The sequence below is a fragment of the Ferrovibrio sp. GW821-FHT12E11 genome (genome assembly GCF_058806975.1).
Genome location: NZ_JBXAQG010000001.1, coordinates 3217870 through 3232621, shown reverse-complemented (window position 1 = coordinate 3232621; position 14752 = coordinate 3217870). Strand labels below are relative to the sequence as shown.

The window sequence follows — 14752 nt, the reverse complement described above, 5'->3', positions numbered from 1 at the left end:
TTCCCCCAGGATGCACAGGTCATAAGTACCGGGCATATGGGGCAGATGGAAACGGATGTCCAGTACCGGAATACCGCCGATGGATGACGGAACGACGACTAATTTCCCCCGGAATTCTCGCGGGCCGATTGTAAAATGGCCATGGCGGCAATCGCCGCCGTCTCGGCCCGCAGGATCGTCGGTCCAAGCGTGACGGGCAAGGCCTGCGGCAGGCTCATCAGACGTTCCAGTTCTTCCGGTGCGAAGCCGCCCTCGGGCCCGACCAGCAGCGCCACCTTCGTCGCCGGCGGCAGGGCCTGCACAGCCGTCAGCAGCGGTTGCGCGTCCCCACCGGTATTATGGGCCCGTTCGGCACAGACCAGCAGACGGCGATCCGCCGGCCAGGCCTGCAGCAGTTTCTCCAGCGTGACCGCTTCCGCCACGTCAGGCACCGTCAGCCGCTCGCATTGCTCGGCCGCCTCGCGCGCATGGGCGAACAGCCGCTCGGCATTCACCTTCTGCATCTGCACCCGTCGGGTGATGACCGGCAGCAGACGACCGGCATTCAGCTCGGTCGCCTTCTCGACAATCATCTCGATGCGGCCCTGCTTGATCGGCGCGAAGCAGAGCCACACATCCGGCGCCGCCGGCTGCGGGCGCAGCAGCGCCTCGACGGTCAGCCGGCAGGCCTTCTTGCCGGCTTCGGCAATCGTGGCGCGAAACTCGCCGTCGCGGCCGTTGAACAGCGCCACGGCCGCTCCGGCCTCCAGTCGCAGCACATGGCGCAGGTAATGCGCCTGGTCCTCGGCCAGCAGGATGCCGCCGCCGATGGTCAGGTCATCGGGCACATGGAGGCGGGCTTTGACGGCGTCGGTCATTGGACTTGTGCGGGTCCCACGGCTGGACTACAGCAGCGTTATGACAAAGCCGGCCAAGAATGACCATAGGCGCGACGTCACCGATCAGGCACCCGCGGACGCAGTGGCCGGCCACTGGGTCGAGCGCTGGCTGCCGGCCGGCCTGCGGCCCTATGCGCGGCTGTCGCGGCTGGACCGCCCCATCGGCACCTGGCTGCTGCTGCTGCCCGGCTGGTGGGCCATCGCGCTGGCCCGTCCGGCCGAGGCCGACCTGGATGTCTGGTTGATCGTCCTGTTCGGCATCGGCGCCCTGGTCATGCGCGGCGCCGGCTGCACCTTCAACGACATCGTCGACCGCGATTTCGACGGCCAGGTGGAACGTACCCGCCTGCGGCCGATTCCCTCGGGCCAGGTCAGCGTGACCCAGGCCTGGCTCTGGCTGGTTCTGCAGGCGCTGGTCGGCTTCGTCATCCTCATGCAGATGAACGGCCTCGCCATCCTGCTGGGCGTCGCCTCGCTGGGCCTGGTGGCGATCTATCCCTTCATGAAGCGCGTCACCTGGTGGCCGCAGTTCTTCCTTGGCCTGGCGTTCAACTGGGGCGCAGTGCTGGGCTATGCGGCCGTCAGTGGCCGGCTCGACTGGACCACGCTGGTCCTCTACCTGTCCGGCATCGTCTGGACGCTGGGCTACGACACCGTCTATGCGCTGCAGGACAAGGAAGACGATGCCCTGATCGGGGTGAAATCCACGGCCCGGCTGTTCGGCAGCCATGCCCGCCTGTGGATCGCCGGCTTTTATGACCTCACGCTGATCGGCCTCGCCCTGGTCGGCTGGATGGCGGCTTTAAACTGGCCCTTCTGGATCTGCCTCGGCCTGGCCGCACTGCATTTCGCCTGGCAGGTGCTGACGTTAAAGCCTGATGACAGTGCTGACTGCCTCGTGAAATTCCGGGCAAATCGCGATACCGGCCTCATCCTCTTCGTTGCCTTCTTATTGGGCTAGCGCTGCCTCAGCATAATCCTTGGCGAATAACGGTGCGCCGCGTATGTTCCGGCCATGACCAAGCGCCGAATCACTCCGCAGGACTTCGCGAGCCTGTACAGCCAATACAACGCCAATCTGGCCTTCGTGGATTGCGGTCGCAAATGCGCCCCGCTGAACGGCGGACAGCCGGTCTGCTGCTCGACCGAGAACGCCATTCCGGTGGTGGACAAGGCCGAATACAAGCTGCTGAAAAGCCGCACCGATCTGTGGTTCGACTACAAGCCGAACGATGCGGTCTCGCGCAAGATCGTCAACGAGCTGACCAGTCATGCCTGCGCGGTCGAGTGCAAGGGCGCCGCCTTCTGCGAGCGCGACAACCGCACCATCGCCTGCCGCTCCTTCCCCTTCTATCCCTACCTGGACAAGGCCGGAAAATTCATCGGCCTGACCTATTACTGGGATTTCGAGGACCGCTGCTGGATCATTTCCAACATGCAGGTGGTCGAGCGCAAGTTCGTCGAGGAGATGGTTGCCGCCTTCGAGCGCATCTTCAAGCTCGACCCGGAAGAATATGAGACCATGAAAAGCCACTCGGCCACCATGCGCCGGGTCTTCAGCCGCAAGAAAAAGATCATCCCGGTGATTCATCGCGATGGCGGCTATTTCAAGATCAAGCCAAAGGATGCCGGCAAGCTGACCGCCTGCACGCCGGATGATTTCAAGAAGTTCGGCCCCTACAAGTCTGAAGCCGCCTATATCAAGGCCGTCAAGGACCTCGGCGGCAAACTCGACAAGGCGCCCAAGGGCGGCTACCTGGCACCGTAATCAGTCCTCGAACAGGAACGTGCCCAGCAGCACCCAGCGGCGGGCATTCGCCTCTTGCTTCGGTTTGGCCCGCAGCGGCGTGGTGTAATGCCAGAACGGCAGGCGATAGGCCGTGACCAGACCGGGCTTCTGCGTCACCTCCACCATCTCGGTGAAATGCCCGGTCTTCGCATAGACCAGATACTGGTCACGCACCGCAGGCGTGGCGAAGCTGATATGCATGTCGAGATAGCCGCGCGCTGCCAGCGGTTCTTCCGGATGGTGGTCGGTATGCGGCCCGGCATAGTCGCCCGTCGCATAGGCAATCGCCTGCAGGCCATACTTCTTTCTTAAAGTCCGCCCGGCCAGCGCGGCGGCGAAGGCGCGATAGCTGTCCGAGCGCAGGCAGCCGATCAGGCCGATCTCTTTTGCCACCCGGAATGCCGCCGAGCGCGGATTGTCCAGATGCGCGGTGCGCTGGCGCATCGTCTTGGGCAGGACTTCCGCGTAATTCTGCGTCTGCTCCCAGATCGTCTCCGGCGGGATCGGCTGCGCCATCTCGCGCAAATGCGACAGCAGCGCCCTGTCGAGCAGGGCGGTGACAGCTTTTGCCTGCCGCAGATCGACCAGGCCGTCCAGGGCCAGAAAGCGCGTGCGCGGATTGGCCAATGCGCCGGCCTGCGCATGGCGGCCGGCCAGCAGGGCATCGCCCTTCACGGTCAGCAGATCAGCGAATTCAGCGGGAAAGCGGCGCATGCCTGTGGCTTAAGCCGCCCGTGAGGCAGGGTCAAGCACTGGTCTATCCAGGGCCCGCCGCCTAATCTGCCGGCCATGGAAGCCGCCTCCTCGCCGCGCGACCTGCGCATCGCCCAGATCCTGCTGTTCCTGACGCCCGCCATGTTCACCACCAACATGGTGCTGGCGCGCGCCACGGCCGGCCTGATCCCGCCGGTGGCGCTGGCCGAGATGCGCTGGCTCGGCGTTGTGATCCTGCTGCTGCCCTTCTGCTGGGCCGAGCTGTGGCGCGGCCGCGCGTCCTTACGCCGCGAACTGGGCCATCTGTTCGTGCTGGGCTTTCTCGGCATGGGCATCTGCGGCGCTGCCGTCTATTACGGTGCGTCGACCACCACGGCCACCAACATTGGGCTCATTTACGCCACCTCACCGGTGATGATCATCCTGCTCAGCCGCCTGCTGTTCGGCGAACGCTTCTCCTTGCGTCAGGGCATTGGCACGGCCTTTGCGCTGGCCGGCGTGCTGGCGATCATCCTGCGCGGCGACCTGGCCACCATCCTGCATCTGACCTTCACGCCGGGCGACCTGATCATCCTCGGCGCCGCCGTTTCCTGGGCGCTCTACAGTGTTTTACTGAAGCACTGGCGCAGCAGTTTGAGCGTCACCGCGCGGCTGGCCGCCATCGCCTTTGCCGGCGTGGTGGTGATGCTGCCGGTGCAGGCCTTCGAACTGGCCGTGGCCGGCCCGCCGGTCTTCAACCTGCCCACCGTGGCCGCCGTAATCACGCTGATCGTGGTGCCGGGCGTCGGCGCCTATGCCACCTTCAGCTACATGACCAAGCATCTGGGCCCGAACCGCACCGGCCTGATGCTGTATCTCGCCCCGGTCTACACGGCACTGATGGCTTGGCTCTTCCTCGGCGAGGCCTTTGCATTCTACCATTGGCTCGGCGCGGCGCTGGTTCTGCCGGGCCTCTATTTCGCCACCCACAAGCCGGATCCGGTCTGACATGCCTTACGCCTCGCTGCGCGACTTCATGACCCAGCTGGAACAGAAGGGCCGGCTGGTGCGTGTGCGCGAGCCCGTCTCCACCGTGCTGGAAATGACCGAGATCCAGACCCGCCTGCTGGCCGAGGGCGGTCCGGCGGTGCTGTTCGAAAAACCCGTGCGCGCCGACGGCACGCCCAGCGACATCCCCGTGCTGGTGAATCTCTTCGGCACCGTCGAGCGCGTCGCCTGGGGTATGGACCGCGAGCCGTCCGAACTGAAGGATGTCGGCGAGACGCTCGCCTTCCTGCGCCAGCCCGAACCGCCCGGCGGCTTCCGCGAGGCGCTCAACCTGCTGCCGCTGGTAAAAACCGTGATGGCGATGCAGCCGAAAACGGTGAGCAGCGCGCCGGTGCATGAGGTGGTGCTGCAGGGCGACGATATCGATCTCAACGCGCTGCCGATCCAGACCTGCTGGCCGGGCGAGCCGGCGCCGCTGATCACCTGGCCGCTGGTCGTCACACAAGGCCCGAGCAAAACGGATAAAACCGACCGCTTCAATCTCGGCATCTATCGCATGCAGGTGCTGAACAAGAACCAGACCCTGATGCGCTGGCTCAAGCATCGCGGCGGCGCCCAGCAGCACCAGCGCTGGAAGCAGGCCGGCAAACGCGAGCCCTTCCCCGCCGCGGTCGTCATCGGCGCCGATCCGGGCACTATTCTCGCCGCCGTGACGCCGATCCCGGAAACGCTGTCGGAATACCAGTTCGCCGGCTTGCTGCGTGGCAAGAAGGTCGAGCTGGTGGATTGCAAGACCATTCCGCTGAAAGTGCCCGCAGAAGCCGAGATCGTGCTGGAAGGCCATGTGTCGCTGGAGGATTACCGCGACGAAGGCCCCTATGGCGACCACACCGGCTATTACAATTCCGTCGAGCAGTTCCCGGTTTTCACCGTCAGCGCCATCACCATGCGCAAGGCTCCGATCTATCTCAGCACCTTCACCGGCCGGCCGCCGGACGAACCCAGCGTGCTGGGCGAGGCGCTGAACGATGTCTTCGTGCCGTTGATCCGCCAGCAGTTCCCCGAGATCGTCGACTTCTGGCTGCCACCGGAAGGCTGCTCGTATCGCGTCGCCGTGGTCAGCATGAAGAAGGCCTATCCGGGCCATGCCAAGCGCGTGATGATGGGCGTGTGGTCTTACCTGCGCCAGTTCATGTACACCAAGTGGATCATCGTGGTGGACGACGACATCAACGCGCGCGACTGGAAGGATGTGGTCTGGGCGATGTCGACCCGCATGGACCCGGCGCGCGATATTACGTTCGTCGAGCATACCCCGATCGACTATCTCGATTTCGCCTCGCCGGAATCCGGCCTCGGCAGCAAGATCGGCCTCGACGCCACCAACAAATGGCCGCCGGAGACGAAGCGCGAATGGGGCGAGAAAATCCGCATGGATGACGATGTCATCCGCACCGTCACCGAAAAATGGTCCAAACTCGGCCTGCCCGGATCGGGCAAACCGATCTGGAAATGATCAATTCGGGTTGTCCTGTGGCCTAAGTCACAGGGCGGCCGATTGACGGCGGCGCGGTTCGCTGCTGCAATCCGCACCACAGGGACGCTTAAAACAGGGAAGACCGGAGTCAATGGGGCTGTTCCAACGCCTGCATGACTGGATGCACACGCGGGTTTGCGGCGGCTGGCACAAGGCCCAGCCCGATCCCGCCGAAGCCGCGCGTCTGGAAACCGCCTTCCGTGCCGAGGAATACGATGCCCTGCGCATGACCATGGGTCTGCGCTTCGCTGTCTGCTTCGTCGTCGCCTGCATTCTGAGCGTCGAGATGGGCTTCCCGCTGGCGCTGAACTACTACGGCTATCTCGGCGCCTTTGCCTTTTCGTCCTACCTGCAGATGCTGATGCGCAGGCCCGGCATCGACCGGCCCTGGATGCACTGGCTGTTCCCCTTCATTGACATGGCGCTGCTGGTGGCCGCCATCGCGCTGCCCAATCCCTTCGACCTCAACCCGCTGCCGGCGCCGATGCGGCTCGGCTTCGACACCATCCTCTATGTGACGCTGTTCGTGGTGCTCTCGGCGCTCGGCCAGTCGCCACGCGCCGTGCTCGCCACCACCCTGGCCGCCCTGTTCTGGTGGAGCCTGGGCACCGTCTATGTCGTCATGCAGGACGGCGTCACCTTCGGCAGCCGCTTCGACAACATCCTGCATATGCCGGTGGGCGAACGCATTGCCTATATCCTCGACCCCTGGAATGTGCGGCTGGGCGAATTCCTGCCGCGCCTGATCCTGGTCGCCATGATCGGCGGCCTACTGGCCGTCTCGGTGCAGCGTGGCCGCTACCTGATCGCGCGCCAGGTAGAAAGCGAACGCGCCCGCCGCAATCTCTCGCGCCATTTCTCGCCGCATATGGCTGAGGAACTGTCGCAGATGGACGACGCCATGGGCCAGGTCAAGCAGCTCGATGCCGCCGTGCTGTTCGCCGATATCGTCGGCTTCACCCAGATCGCCGACGACCATACGCCGGAGCAGACCATCGGCATTCTGCGCGAGGTGCACCAGCGCCTCTCGCGCGCCGTCGCCGACAATGCCGGCACGCTGGATAAATATCTCGGCGACGGCATCATGGCCTCCTTCGGCACGCCGCGCGCCGGCCCGCGCGATGCCTCGGCCGCCCTGCTGGCCGCCCGCGCCATGCTGCGCGAGATGGATCACCTGAACCGCCAGCGCAAGCTGCTGCGCCAGGTGCCGCTGCATCTGGCCGTCGGCGTCCATTACGGCCCGCTGACGCTTGGCAATATCGGCGACGAGACCCGGATCGAATACGCCCTGATCGGCGAGACGGTGAATGTGGCGCACCGGCTGGAACAGATGACCCGCACGCTGAACGCCCAGCTCTGCCTGAGCCAGGCTTTCATCGACAAGCTGGGCGAGGAGACCCGTGGCGATCTGGGCGCCGTGCGCGATCTGGTGGCGCTGAAGCCCCAGCCGATCCGCGGCCTGCGCGACCGCATGGTGCTGTGGATTCTGGCCCGCCCGCCGGTGACTCCCGGGGTGACGCCGGAAGCCGATGCGCCCGACGCGGTACCGACCATCCACTGACCGGTCAGAAATGGGACCCGCGGATCAAGTCCGCGGGTGACTGTTCTTGTTTAGCGGGCCAATTCCATCCATTTGTCATACGCGGGCTTGACCCGCGTATCCCATTCTTGCCAGCCTGCCCCGATGATCTTCCGTCCGCCCCAACCCTCCCAGCGCGACCTGCTGCCCTGGTGGCATCCGGCCAGCCTGATGCGTGCCGCCTGGAATCTGGTGTTTTCCATGGCGCTGGGCGCCGGGATCGGCTTCCTGCTGCTGGAACTGGCCGCCCAGATCGCGGCCCGGATCACCGGCGAGGACTGGCGCGTCTGGCAGGATGCGCTCAGTCCGCTGGCCTGGGTGGTCGGTTGTTTTGTCGCCATCGTTGCATATATGTCTTACAGGATGGACGATAAGGCCGACTGACCTGTCGGCCCGCGTCCTGCCTTCCGTCCCCGATCTTCGAGCACCGCACCATGTCCGATACCGCCCAGCGTGCCGCCAAGGCACAGACCATCGTCGCCGACCTGATCGCGGCCGCCCGCAGGGCCGGTGCCGACGGGGCCGATGCGATGTATCACGAGTCCCGCTCGCTCGGCGCCGGCGTGCGGCTGGGCCAGCCCGAGGATGTCGAGAGTTCGGAAAGCCGTGAGCTTGGTCTGCGCGTGCTGGTCGGCCGGCAGCAGGCCTGCGTCTCCACCACCGATTTCACCGCTGCCACCCTGGACGACCTGGTCGCCCGCGCCGTCAGCATGGCGCGCGCCGCGCCCGAGGACAAATTCTGCGGCCTGCCCGATGCGGCGCAGCTCGCCACCCAGCCGCAGGATTTCGACATCTTCGACAGTGTCGAACTGGAAATGCCGCAGCTGCTGGAACGCGCCCGCGAAGCCGAGGCCGCCGCCATGGCGGTGCCCGGCGTGACCAATTCCGATGGCGGCAGCGCCGGCCGCGCCTTTTCCATGACCGCCTATGCCAACACCGCCGGCTTCAACGGTGCCGGCTGGATCGGCTGGCACAGCGTCTCGGCTTCGGCCATCGCCGGCAAGGATACCGGCATGGAAACCGATTACGATTCCGAAGTGCGCACGCATCTGTCCGACCTGCCCTCGCCCGAGAGCATCGGGCGCAAGGCCGGCGAGCGCGCGGTGAAGCGGCTCAACCCGCGCAAGCTCGACAGCAAGCCGATGCCGATCGTCTACGATCCGCGCGTGGCCTCGGGCCTGGTCGGCCATCTGCTCGGCGCCATCAACGGCGCATCCGTGGCCCGCGGCACATCCTTCCTGAAAGACCGGCTCGGCGAGATGGTGTTTGCGCCCGGCATCACCATTGTCGACGATCCGCACCGGCCGCGCGCCTTCCGCTCCTGCTGGTTCGACCTGGAAGGCGTGGGCACCGCCACCCGCAACCTCATCGACGATGGCCGCCTCACCACCTGGCTGCTCGATTGCGCCACCGCGCGCCAGCTCGGCATGCAGAGCACCGGCCATGCCTCGCGCGGCACATCCTCGCCGCCCTCGCCCTCGGCCTATAACCTGCACCTGCAGCCCGGCAGCCTGTCGCCCGCCGAACTCATGGCCGATATCAAGGAAGGCGTCTATGTCACCCAGCTGATCGGCATGGGCGTCAACGGCGTGACCGGCGATTACAGCCGCGGCGCGTCCGGTTTCGTGATCCGCGACGGCCAGATCGCCGAGGCGGTGTCGGAAATCACCGTCGCCGGCAACCTGAAGCAGATGTATGCCCAGCTCACCCCCGCGAACGATCTGGTGTTCCGCGGCGGCATCGATGCCCCCACCCTGCGGGTCGAGGGCATGACCGTCGCCGGGCGCTGACGGCCAAAGCCATGACATCCTTCCGGCAGGATCACGAACTGATGACCGCTGCCGTGCGCGAAGCCGGCGCATTGGCGCTTGGCTATTTCACCAATGGCGTGAAGTCCTGGAACAAGAAGCCCAACGACCCGGTCTCGGAAGCCGATCTCGCCGTCGACAAGCTGCTGCATGAGCGGCTGGCTGCCGCACGGCCCGATTACGGCTGGCTCAGCGAGGAAAGCGAACGCCGTGCGGCGAAAGCCGGCAGCGTCTGGGTCATCGACCCGATCGACGGCACCCGGGCCTTCATCGAGGGCAAGCCGGAATTCACCGTCTGCGTCGCCCTGCTGCAGGACGGCCAGCCGGTGCTGGCTGCGATCTACAATCCGGCCAGCGAGGAATTCTTCGAGGCCACAGCGGGCGGTGGCGCCAAGCTGAACGGCAAGCCGATCCAGACCTCGGGCCATGCCAGCCTGAAGGAAGCCCGCTTCCTCGCCTCGCGCCGCACCTTCGAGAAGCATGGCTGGCTCAGCCGCGCCGCCAAGGCCGATTTCGGCTACCGCAATTCGATTGCCTATCGCATGGCGCTGGTGGCGGCCGGCAAATTCGACGCCGCCATCAGCCTGACGCCGAAAAGCGACTGGGATATCGCCGCCGCCGACCTGCTGGTGCGCGAGGCCGGCGGTCGCGTCAGCACCGCCGACGGCGTGCTGCTGGACTATGCCAGCGCCGATCACCGGCACCCGTCCGTGATCGCCACCGGCGCCTATGTCTTCGATGACCTTGTGGATCTGCTGAAAACGCGCAAATCGTGACGGCGCGGCGTCAGCCGTTTTTGAGCCCGGGCAGCAGGTCCAGCATCGCCTCCAGCAGGTCGCGGCGGCGGAAGGGTTTGGTCAGCAGGGGCCAGTCCCCATCGGATCGGTCGCCGCGGGACCTTGTCATGCGCGGGTCGGAATAGCCCGACATCAGCAGCACCTTCATATCCGGCCGCAGTTTTGCCGCCGCCTCGGCGAGCTGGCGACCATCCATGCCGCCCGGCATCACGATATCCGACAGCATCAGGTCGAATTTCACATCGCTCTGCAGATGCACGAGGGCAGAGGCGGCGTCGACGGCTTCCATCACCTCGCAACCGATCTGTCTGAGTTGCTGGTTGGCCACCTGCCGCAGATCGGCATTGTCCTCCACCAGCAGAACCATGATTTCCCGAGACAACGCCATGGTACTGGCCTCCACAGGGATTTCCTTGCTTTCGGCGTCGCCATCCGCATAGGGCAGGTAAAGGCGGAACGTGGTGCCTTTGCCGAATTCGGAATAGCAGGTGATGTGACCGCCGGACTGCTTCACGAAGCCATAGACCATACTGAGGCCAAGGCCCGAACCCTTGCCCACCTCCTTGGTGGTGTAAAACGGCTCGAATATCCGCTTGAGGACGTCGTCCGGCATGCCGGTGCCGGTATCGGAAACGCAGAGCACGACATAGCGCCCGCGCGGAATTTTGGTTCCATCTTCCTGCAGGCTCTCGGTATCGAGAATCCGGTTGGAAACATCGACCTCCAGGATGCCGCCGCCGGGCATGGCATCGCGGGCATTGACGCCGAGATTGATGACGCTGGCCTGCAGCTGGCTCGGATCCACCAGCACCGGCCAGACCTCGGGCGCCACCTTCGACTTCACCACGATATGCTCGCCCAGCGTCCGTTTGAGCAGGCTGAGGATATTGCCGATCTCGTCGCCCAGGCGCACGACCTCCGGCGCCAGCGGCTGCCGCCGGGCATAGGCCAGCAGGCGCTTGTTCAGTTCCGCACCCTGCAGGGCGGCCGCCAGGGCTGAATCCGCGTATCCCTTCAGGACCGGATCGTCCTCCACGGCATCGAGGATGAAATCCATATTGCCGATCACGACACCCAGCAGATTGTTGAAGTCATGCGACAGGCCACCGGTCAGCTGGCCGATCGCTTCCATTTTCTGGGCCTGGGCGAACTGCCGCTCGACCAGCCGGCGATCCGTTTCATCCTGGAAGATCACCACGGCGCCGTCGATATGGCCTGCTTCATCATGCAGCGGCGCGAAAGACGCCCGCACCTCCAGCAGCCGGCCATCCTTGTGCAGGCGATGCAGGTCGACATGGGTCAGCGTCTCGCCATTGAAAACCCTGGCGACATAGGCCTGCGCCCTCGGGAATTCTTCCGGCGGCACGATGGGCGGAATCTGGCCGATCACCTCTGCGGCCGAATATCCGAAGACTTTCTCGGCGGCAGGACTCCAGAACAGCGCGCGCATGTCCCTGGCCAGGCAGACAATGGGAACCGGCGAGGCCGCGATCAGGGCCTCCATGCGGGCCAGCGTCGCCGCGATACGCTGCTCGCTGCGGAACAGGGCCTTGCTGCGCTCCTCCACTGCATCCGCCAGCTGGTCCAGCCCCTGGCCCAGCAAACCGATCTCGCCGCGGATATAGGGCGGTCCAAGCCGGGCCCGCTGGTCGCCGCCCGCATAGCGCCGTACCGATGCCAGCACGGCCTGGATCGGCCGGGTCAGTGCACGCTCGGCAAAAACAAAGCCCAGAACCGCCACGAGAATGGTGAACAGAATGTAAGGCGTAATCAGCGTTCTCAGGGTCTGCAAGGCCTGCTCGGCCGCGGTATCCGCGTTGATCCCGGCCAGCAGGTGGAAGGTCGCCTGCCCGCCGAGGATGATCGGCATGATGTTGAAATGGCGCTCCACACCGTCGACATCCGCGGCTGTGGCCCGGCTTTCGCTGCCTTTCGCCGCCTGCCACAGCGCCGGCGGCGTTTCCCGGTCCAGATTCACGTCGTTATTCGCGCCCGTATGCACCACCATCCGGCCGGCGGCATCCAGCATCATCAGGATCGTGTTGTCGGTATCGGCCGCCTCCAGACGCAGGACGCCGGCCAGCCACACCAGGTCGATGGAGGAGAAAACGACGACCGGCCTTTCATTCGGCGTATCGACGCGCATCGCACTGACCAGAACCGGACGCTTGCTCAGTCTGCCATAGGTCACCTGGAAGAATGACCGGCGCCCGTTCTGCAGCTCCTGGAACCAGTCGCGATCTTCGATCGAGGTCACCGTCTCGCCGGAGCGCGTTCCCACGCACAGGATCTCGCCATCGAGAGATGCGATCCCCATGGTCAGATAGCGCGCCTGTTCATGGAGAAAACTGAATATATCGCTCCTGCACTGCTCGCGGTTGAACCCCAGGCCATGGGCCAGGCGCGCCATCAGGTGAAGATGCCCGACCTGGGCATCGATGATGCGGCTGGCCGAAGCGGTGGCGCGCGCGGCCAGATACAGCCCGTCCTGGTCGATCTTGCGTTTCAGGGACTGATAGTGAAACCAGGTGTTGCCCATGATGATCAGCAGCGTCCCGGCCAGGACCAGGATGAGAAAGCTGACGACCTTGGCCCGGAGACTGAATATTCGTTCCGACTTGTCGTCCGATGCGACAGGAAGACCGCTCACGTCCCGACCCCCAGCATCCGGATATAGAGATCGTCGAGGCCGAAATGCTCGACCATTTTCAGTCCGGCCGCCGGCGAGGCAACAGGATCGCCCGCGATATAGGTAAAGCCGGCCGCCACGGCGGCGGCGGTCAGGCTGAGTGACGGCGAGCCCTGCAGGTAGGTTTCAAAGCGGGCCTTCTGAGCCGCCGCCGCGAAGCCGTTCAGCAGCGCGATCGTTTTCGTTTCGTCGCTGGGCCGCGCGGCCAGACGCAGGCCGCAGACCTTGATGCCCGCATCCCGCATGATCGTGAAGGGTGTCTCGGTCGGCTGGACCTGCACAATCACCGACCGGCAGAGCTGCTTGATTCCGGTGGTGACATCGATCAGCCGGACGCCGGGAATGCCCTTGGGCAGACCGACGAATTCCACGATCAGGTGCTTGCGGGTATCGGCAGGCAGGCTCCTGATTTCCTGTAAATACTCCGTACGCGTTGCAGCAGATGCGACCGTCTCGTAGTGCACCGGCAGCGAGACCAGCGCGCGCAATCCTGCATCCAGAAGGTCGCCCAGGTCCTGCGCTACGCGCTGCAGGGCCATATGGTCTGCATCCAGATGATGCCGCAGCGCCGAAAGGCTGCCGGCCTCCCCGGCATCACCGCCGGTTACGGCAAGGCCGCGCGTTGTGGCGACATAGGTTGAAATTGCATGCCGTCGTATGTCCCACATCGGCAGATACTGCATTGCCGCATCAGACTCGCTGACCGCTTTATCTGGATTTCCGGGAATTTCGTCTGAGACAACGCGGTCTTCTGCAGCGCTTGCCGCGCCGCACTCTGTCTGGCTTGTGCCAGTATTCTTCTCTGCGCGCGCGCGATCCTGGACCAGGACATTCCCCGTTTATCAGTTTGTTATGGGGCGCTCTCAGAAAAATCATCGTACTGTTTTTTTGAATATTGCAATCTGCAGGGATGAAATCCAGCGAGAATATCAACCGCACCTCGTTGTTACCTGAGGACAAAGAATGAAGGCGCTTGTCATCGACGATGAACCCGGTATGCGCGCGCTGATTACCGCCGTTCTGAAAGAAGCCGGTTACACCGTGGCCGAAGCCGCGGATGGTCGCATCGGCATGGCCCTGATGCAGGCGGATCCGGCCGATCTGGTGGTGACCGATATCATCATGCCGAACCAGGAAGGGGTCGAAACGATCCGTATGATGCGCAAGCAGTATCCGGAAACCCAGATCGTCGCCGTCTCCGGCGGTGGCCGCACATCGAATTTCGATTTCCTGCGGATCGCACAACAGTTCGGCGCCGTGGCGACACTGGAAAAGCCGTTCCGGAAACAGCAGCTTCTCGAGTTGATCCGGACGCTACCGGGAAAATCCGTCGAGCCCTGACCCGCAGTCGGGTGATGCCTTGCAGATTTTGCCGGGCGCATCGGCCGCAGCGCGAAGGCGGCGGCCGATGCTGACAATATCTGAACCCGGGGTTTAGGACTTGGCGTTCTTGGCCGCAAGCTCGTCGCGCATGCGGTCGAAATGCTCGGCCACCGCCGGGGTCACCGCGTCGCCGAAATCTTCCATCTCGTAGAACGGGCGAATTTCGATCTCGCTCGGCCCCATCATCGGATTGGGGCAGCGCTTCACCCATTCGACGGCCTCGGCCATGTCCTTCACCGTCCAGATCCAGAAGCCGGCCACCACTTCCTTGGTTTCGGCGAACGGCCCGTCGATGACGGTGCGGCTGGCGCCATCGAAGGCGATCCGCTTGCCCTTCGACGAAGGCTGCAGGCCATCGCCGCTCTGCATGATGCCCGCCTTGATCAGCAGTTCGTTGTACTTGCCCATGGCCTCGAACAGTTCGGCCGGGGGCATGATGCCTGCTTCGCTGTCCTTGGTCGCCTTCACCAACACCATCACGCGCATTGTCTGTCTCCTGTTGATCCGTGGCGGCCGTATCGGCGGCCCATGCCCACAGGACGCTGGCGGCCAAACCGATCCGACACCCGGTCTGAAATTTTTGGCCCGCGC

At 64.6% G+C, this 14752-nt stretch carries 14 protein-coding genes; 9 read left to right on the top strand and 5 right to left on the bottom strand.

Annotated features, from left to right (window positions below; translation table 11 throughout):
• Positions 1-98: 98 nt before the first annotated feature.
• On the bottom strand, positions 99-857 hold the full coding sequence (locus AC1ROT_RS16050) for a 16S rRNA (uracil(1498)-N(3))-methyltransferase (RefSeq protein ID WP_492971564.1): 759 nt from the start codon (positions 855-857) through the stop codon (positions 99-101).
• A 40-nt stretch (positions 858-897) separates the two neighbouring features.
• On the opposite strand from AC1ROT_RS16050, the gene ubiA reads away from it, so the two are divergent.
• Positions 898-1839, top strand: a complete 942-nt coding sequence (gene ubiA, locus AC1ROT_RS16045; protein ID WP_493000170.1) for a 4-hydroxybenzoate octaprenyltransferase — start codon at positions 898-900, stop codon at positions 1837-1839.
• A 54-nt stretch (positions 1840-1893) separates the two neighbouring features.
• Complete coding sequence (locus AC1ROT_RS16040; RefSeq protein WP_492971566.1) at positions 1894-2646, top strand: hypothetical protein; 753 nt, start codon at positions 1894-1896, stop codon at positions 2644-2646.
• On the opposite strand, the gene AC1ROT_RS16035 is transcribed toward AC1ROT_RS16040, so the two are convergent.
• Positions 2647-3381 (bottom strand): hypothetical protein, encoded by a 735-nt coding sequence (locus AC1ROT_RS16035; protein ID WP_493000169.1) that lies wholly within the window; start codon positions 3379-3381, stop codon positions 2647-2649.
• A gap of 75 nt (positions 3382-3456) precedes the next feature.
• On the opposite strand from AC1ROT_RS16035, the gene AC1ROT_RS16030 reads away from it, so the two are divergent.
• The 6 genes from AC1ROT_RS16030 (at position 3457) to AC1ROT_RS16005 (ending at position 10068) form a co-directional block, all read left to right on the top strand.
• Positions 3457-4368 carry a DMT family transporter gene (locus tag AC1ROT_RS16030; RefSeq protein WP_493000168.1) on the top strand — a complete coding sequence of 304 codons (912 nt, stop codon included), beginning with the start codon at positions 3457-3459 and terminating at the stop codon, positions 4366-4368.
• A 1-nt stretch (position 4369) separates the two neighbouring features.
• Positions 4370-5884, top strand: coding sequence for a UbiD family decarboxylase (locus AC1ROT_RS16025; RefSeq protein ID WP_492971569.1), 1515 nt, complete (start codon positions 4370-4372; stop codon positions 5882-5884).
• A gap of 112 nt (positions 5885-5996) precedes the next feature.
• Positions 5997-7466 carry an adenylate/guanylate cyclase domain-containing protein gene (locus AC1ROT_RS16020; RefSeq protein ID WP_493000167.1) on the top strand — a complete coding sequence of 490 codons (1470 nt, stop codon included), beginning with the start codon at positions 5997-5999 and terminating at the stop codon, positions 7464-7466.
• A gap of 123 nt (positions 7467-7589) precedes the next feature.
• Positions 7590-7868, top strand: a complete 279-nt coding sequence (locus AC1ROT_RS16015; protein ID WP_493000166.1) for a hypothetical protein — start codon at positions 7590-7592, stop codon at positions 7866-7868.
• A 50-nt stretch (positions 7869-7918) separates the two neighbouring features.
• Positions 7919-9274 carry a TldD/PmbA family protein gene (locus tag AC1ROT_RS16010; RefSeq protein ID WP_493000165.1) on the top strand — a complete coding sequence of 452 codons (1356 nt, stop codon included), beginning with the start codon at positions 7919-7921 and terminating at the stop codon, positions 9272-9274.
• Between the two features lie 11 nt (positions 9275-9285).
• Entirely contained in the window at positions 9286-10068 is a 783-nt protein-coding gene (locus AC1ROT_RS16005; protein ID WP_492971573.1) for a 3'(2'),5'-bisphosphate nucleotidase CysQ, read from the top strand.
• A gap of 10 nt (positions 10069-10078) precedes the next feature.
• Here AC1ROT_RS16005 and AC1ROT_RS16000 read toward each other — a convergent pair whose 3' ends face one another.
• Positions 10079-12739, bottom strand: coding sequence for an ATP-binding protein (locus AC1ROT_RS16000; RefSeq protein ID WP_493000163.1), 2661 nt, complete (start codon positions 12737-12739; stop codon positions 10079-10081).
• Complete coding sequence (locus AC1ROT_RS15995) at positions 12736-13461, bottom strand: hypothetical protein (protein WP_493000161.1); 726 nt, start codon at positions 13459-13461, stop codon at positions 12736-12738. The genes AC1ROT_RS16000 and AC1ROT_RS15995 overlap by 4 nt, the downstream gene beginning before the upstream one ends.
• A gap of 280 nt (positions 13462-13741) precedes the next feature.
• Between AC1ROT_RS15995 and AC1ROT_RS15990 the strand changes: the two genes are divergently transcribed.
• Positions 13742-14119: a response regulator gene (locus AC1ROT_RS15990; RefSeq protein WP_492971576.1), complete on the top strand. Its 378-nt coding sequence runs from the start codon at positions 13742-13744 to the stop codon at positions 14117-14119.
• Between the two features lie 93 nt (positions 14120-14212).
• Here AC1ROT_RS15990 and AC1ROT_RS15985 read toward each other — a convergent pair whose 3' ends face one another.
• Complete coding sequence (locus AC1ROT_RS15985; protein ID WP_492971577.1) at positions 14213-14647, bottom strand: YciI family protein; 435 nt, start codon at positions 14645-14647, stop codon at positions 14213-14215.
• Positions 14648-14752 lie beyond the last annotated feature (105 nt).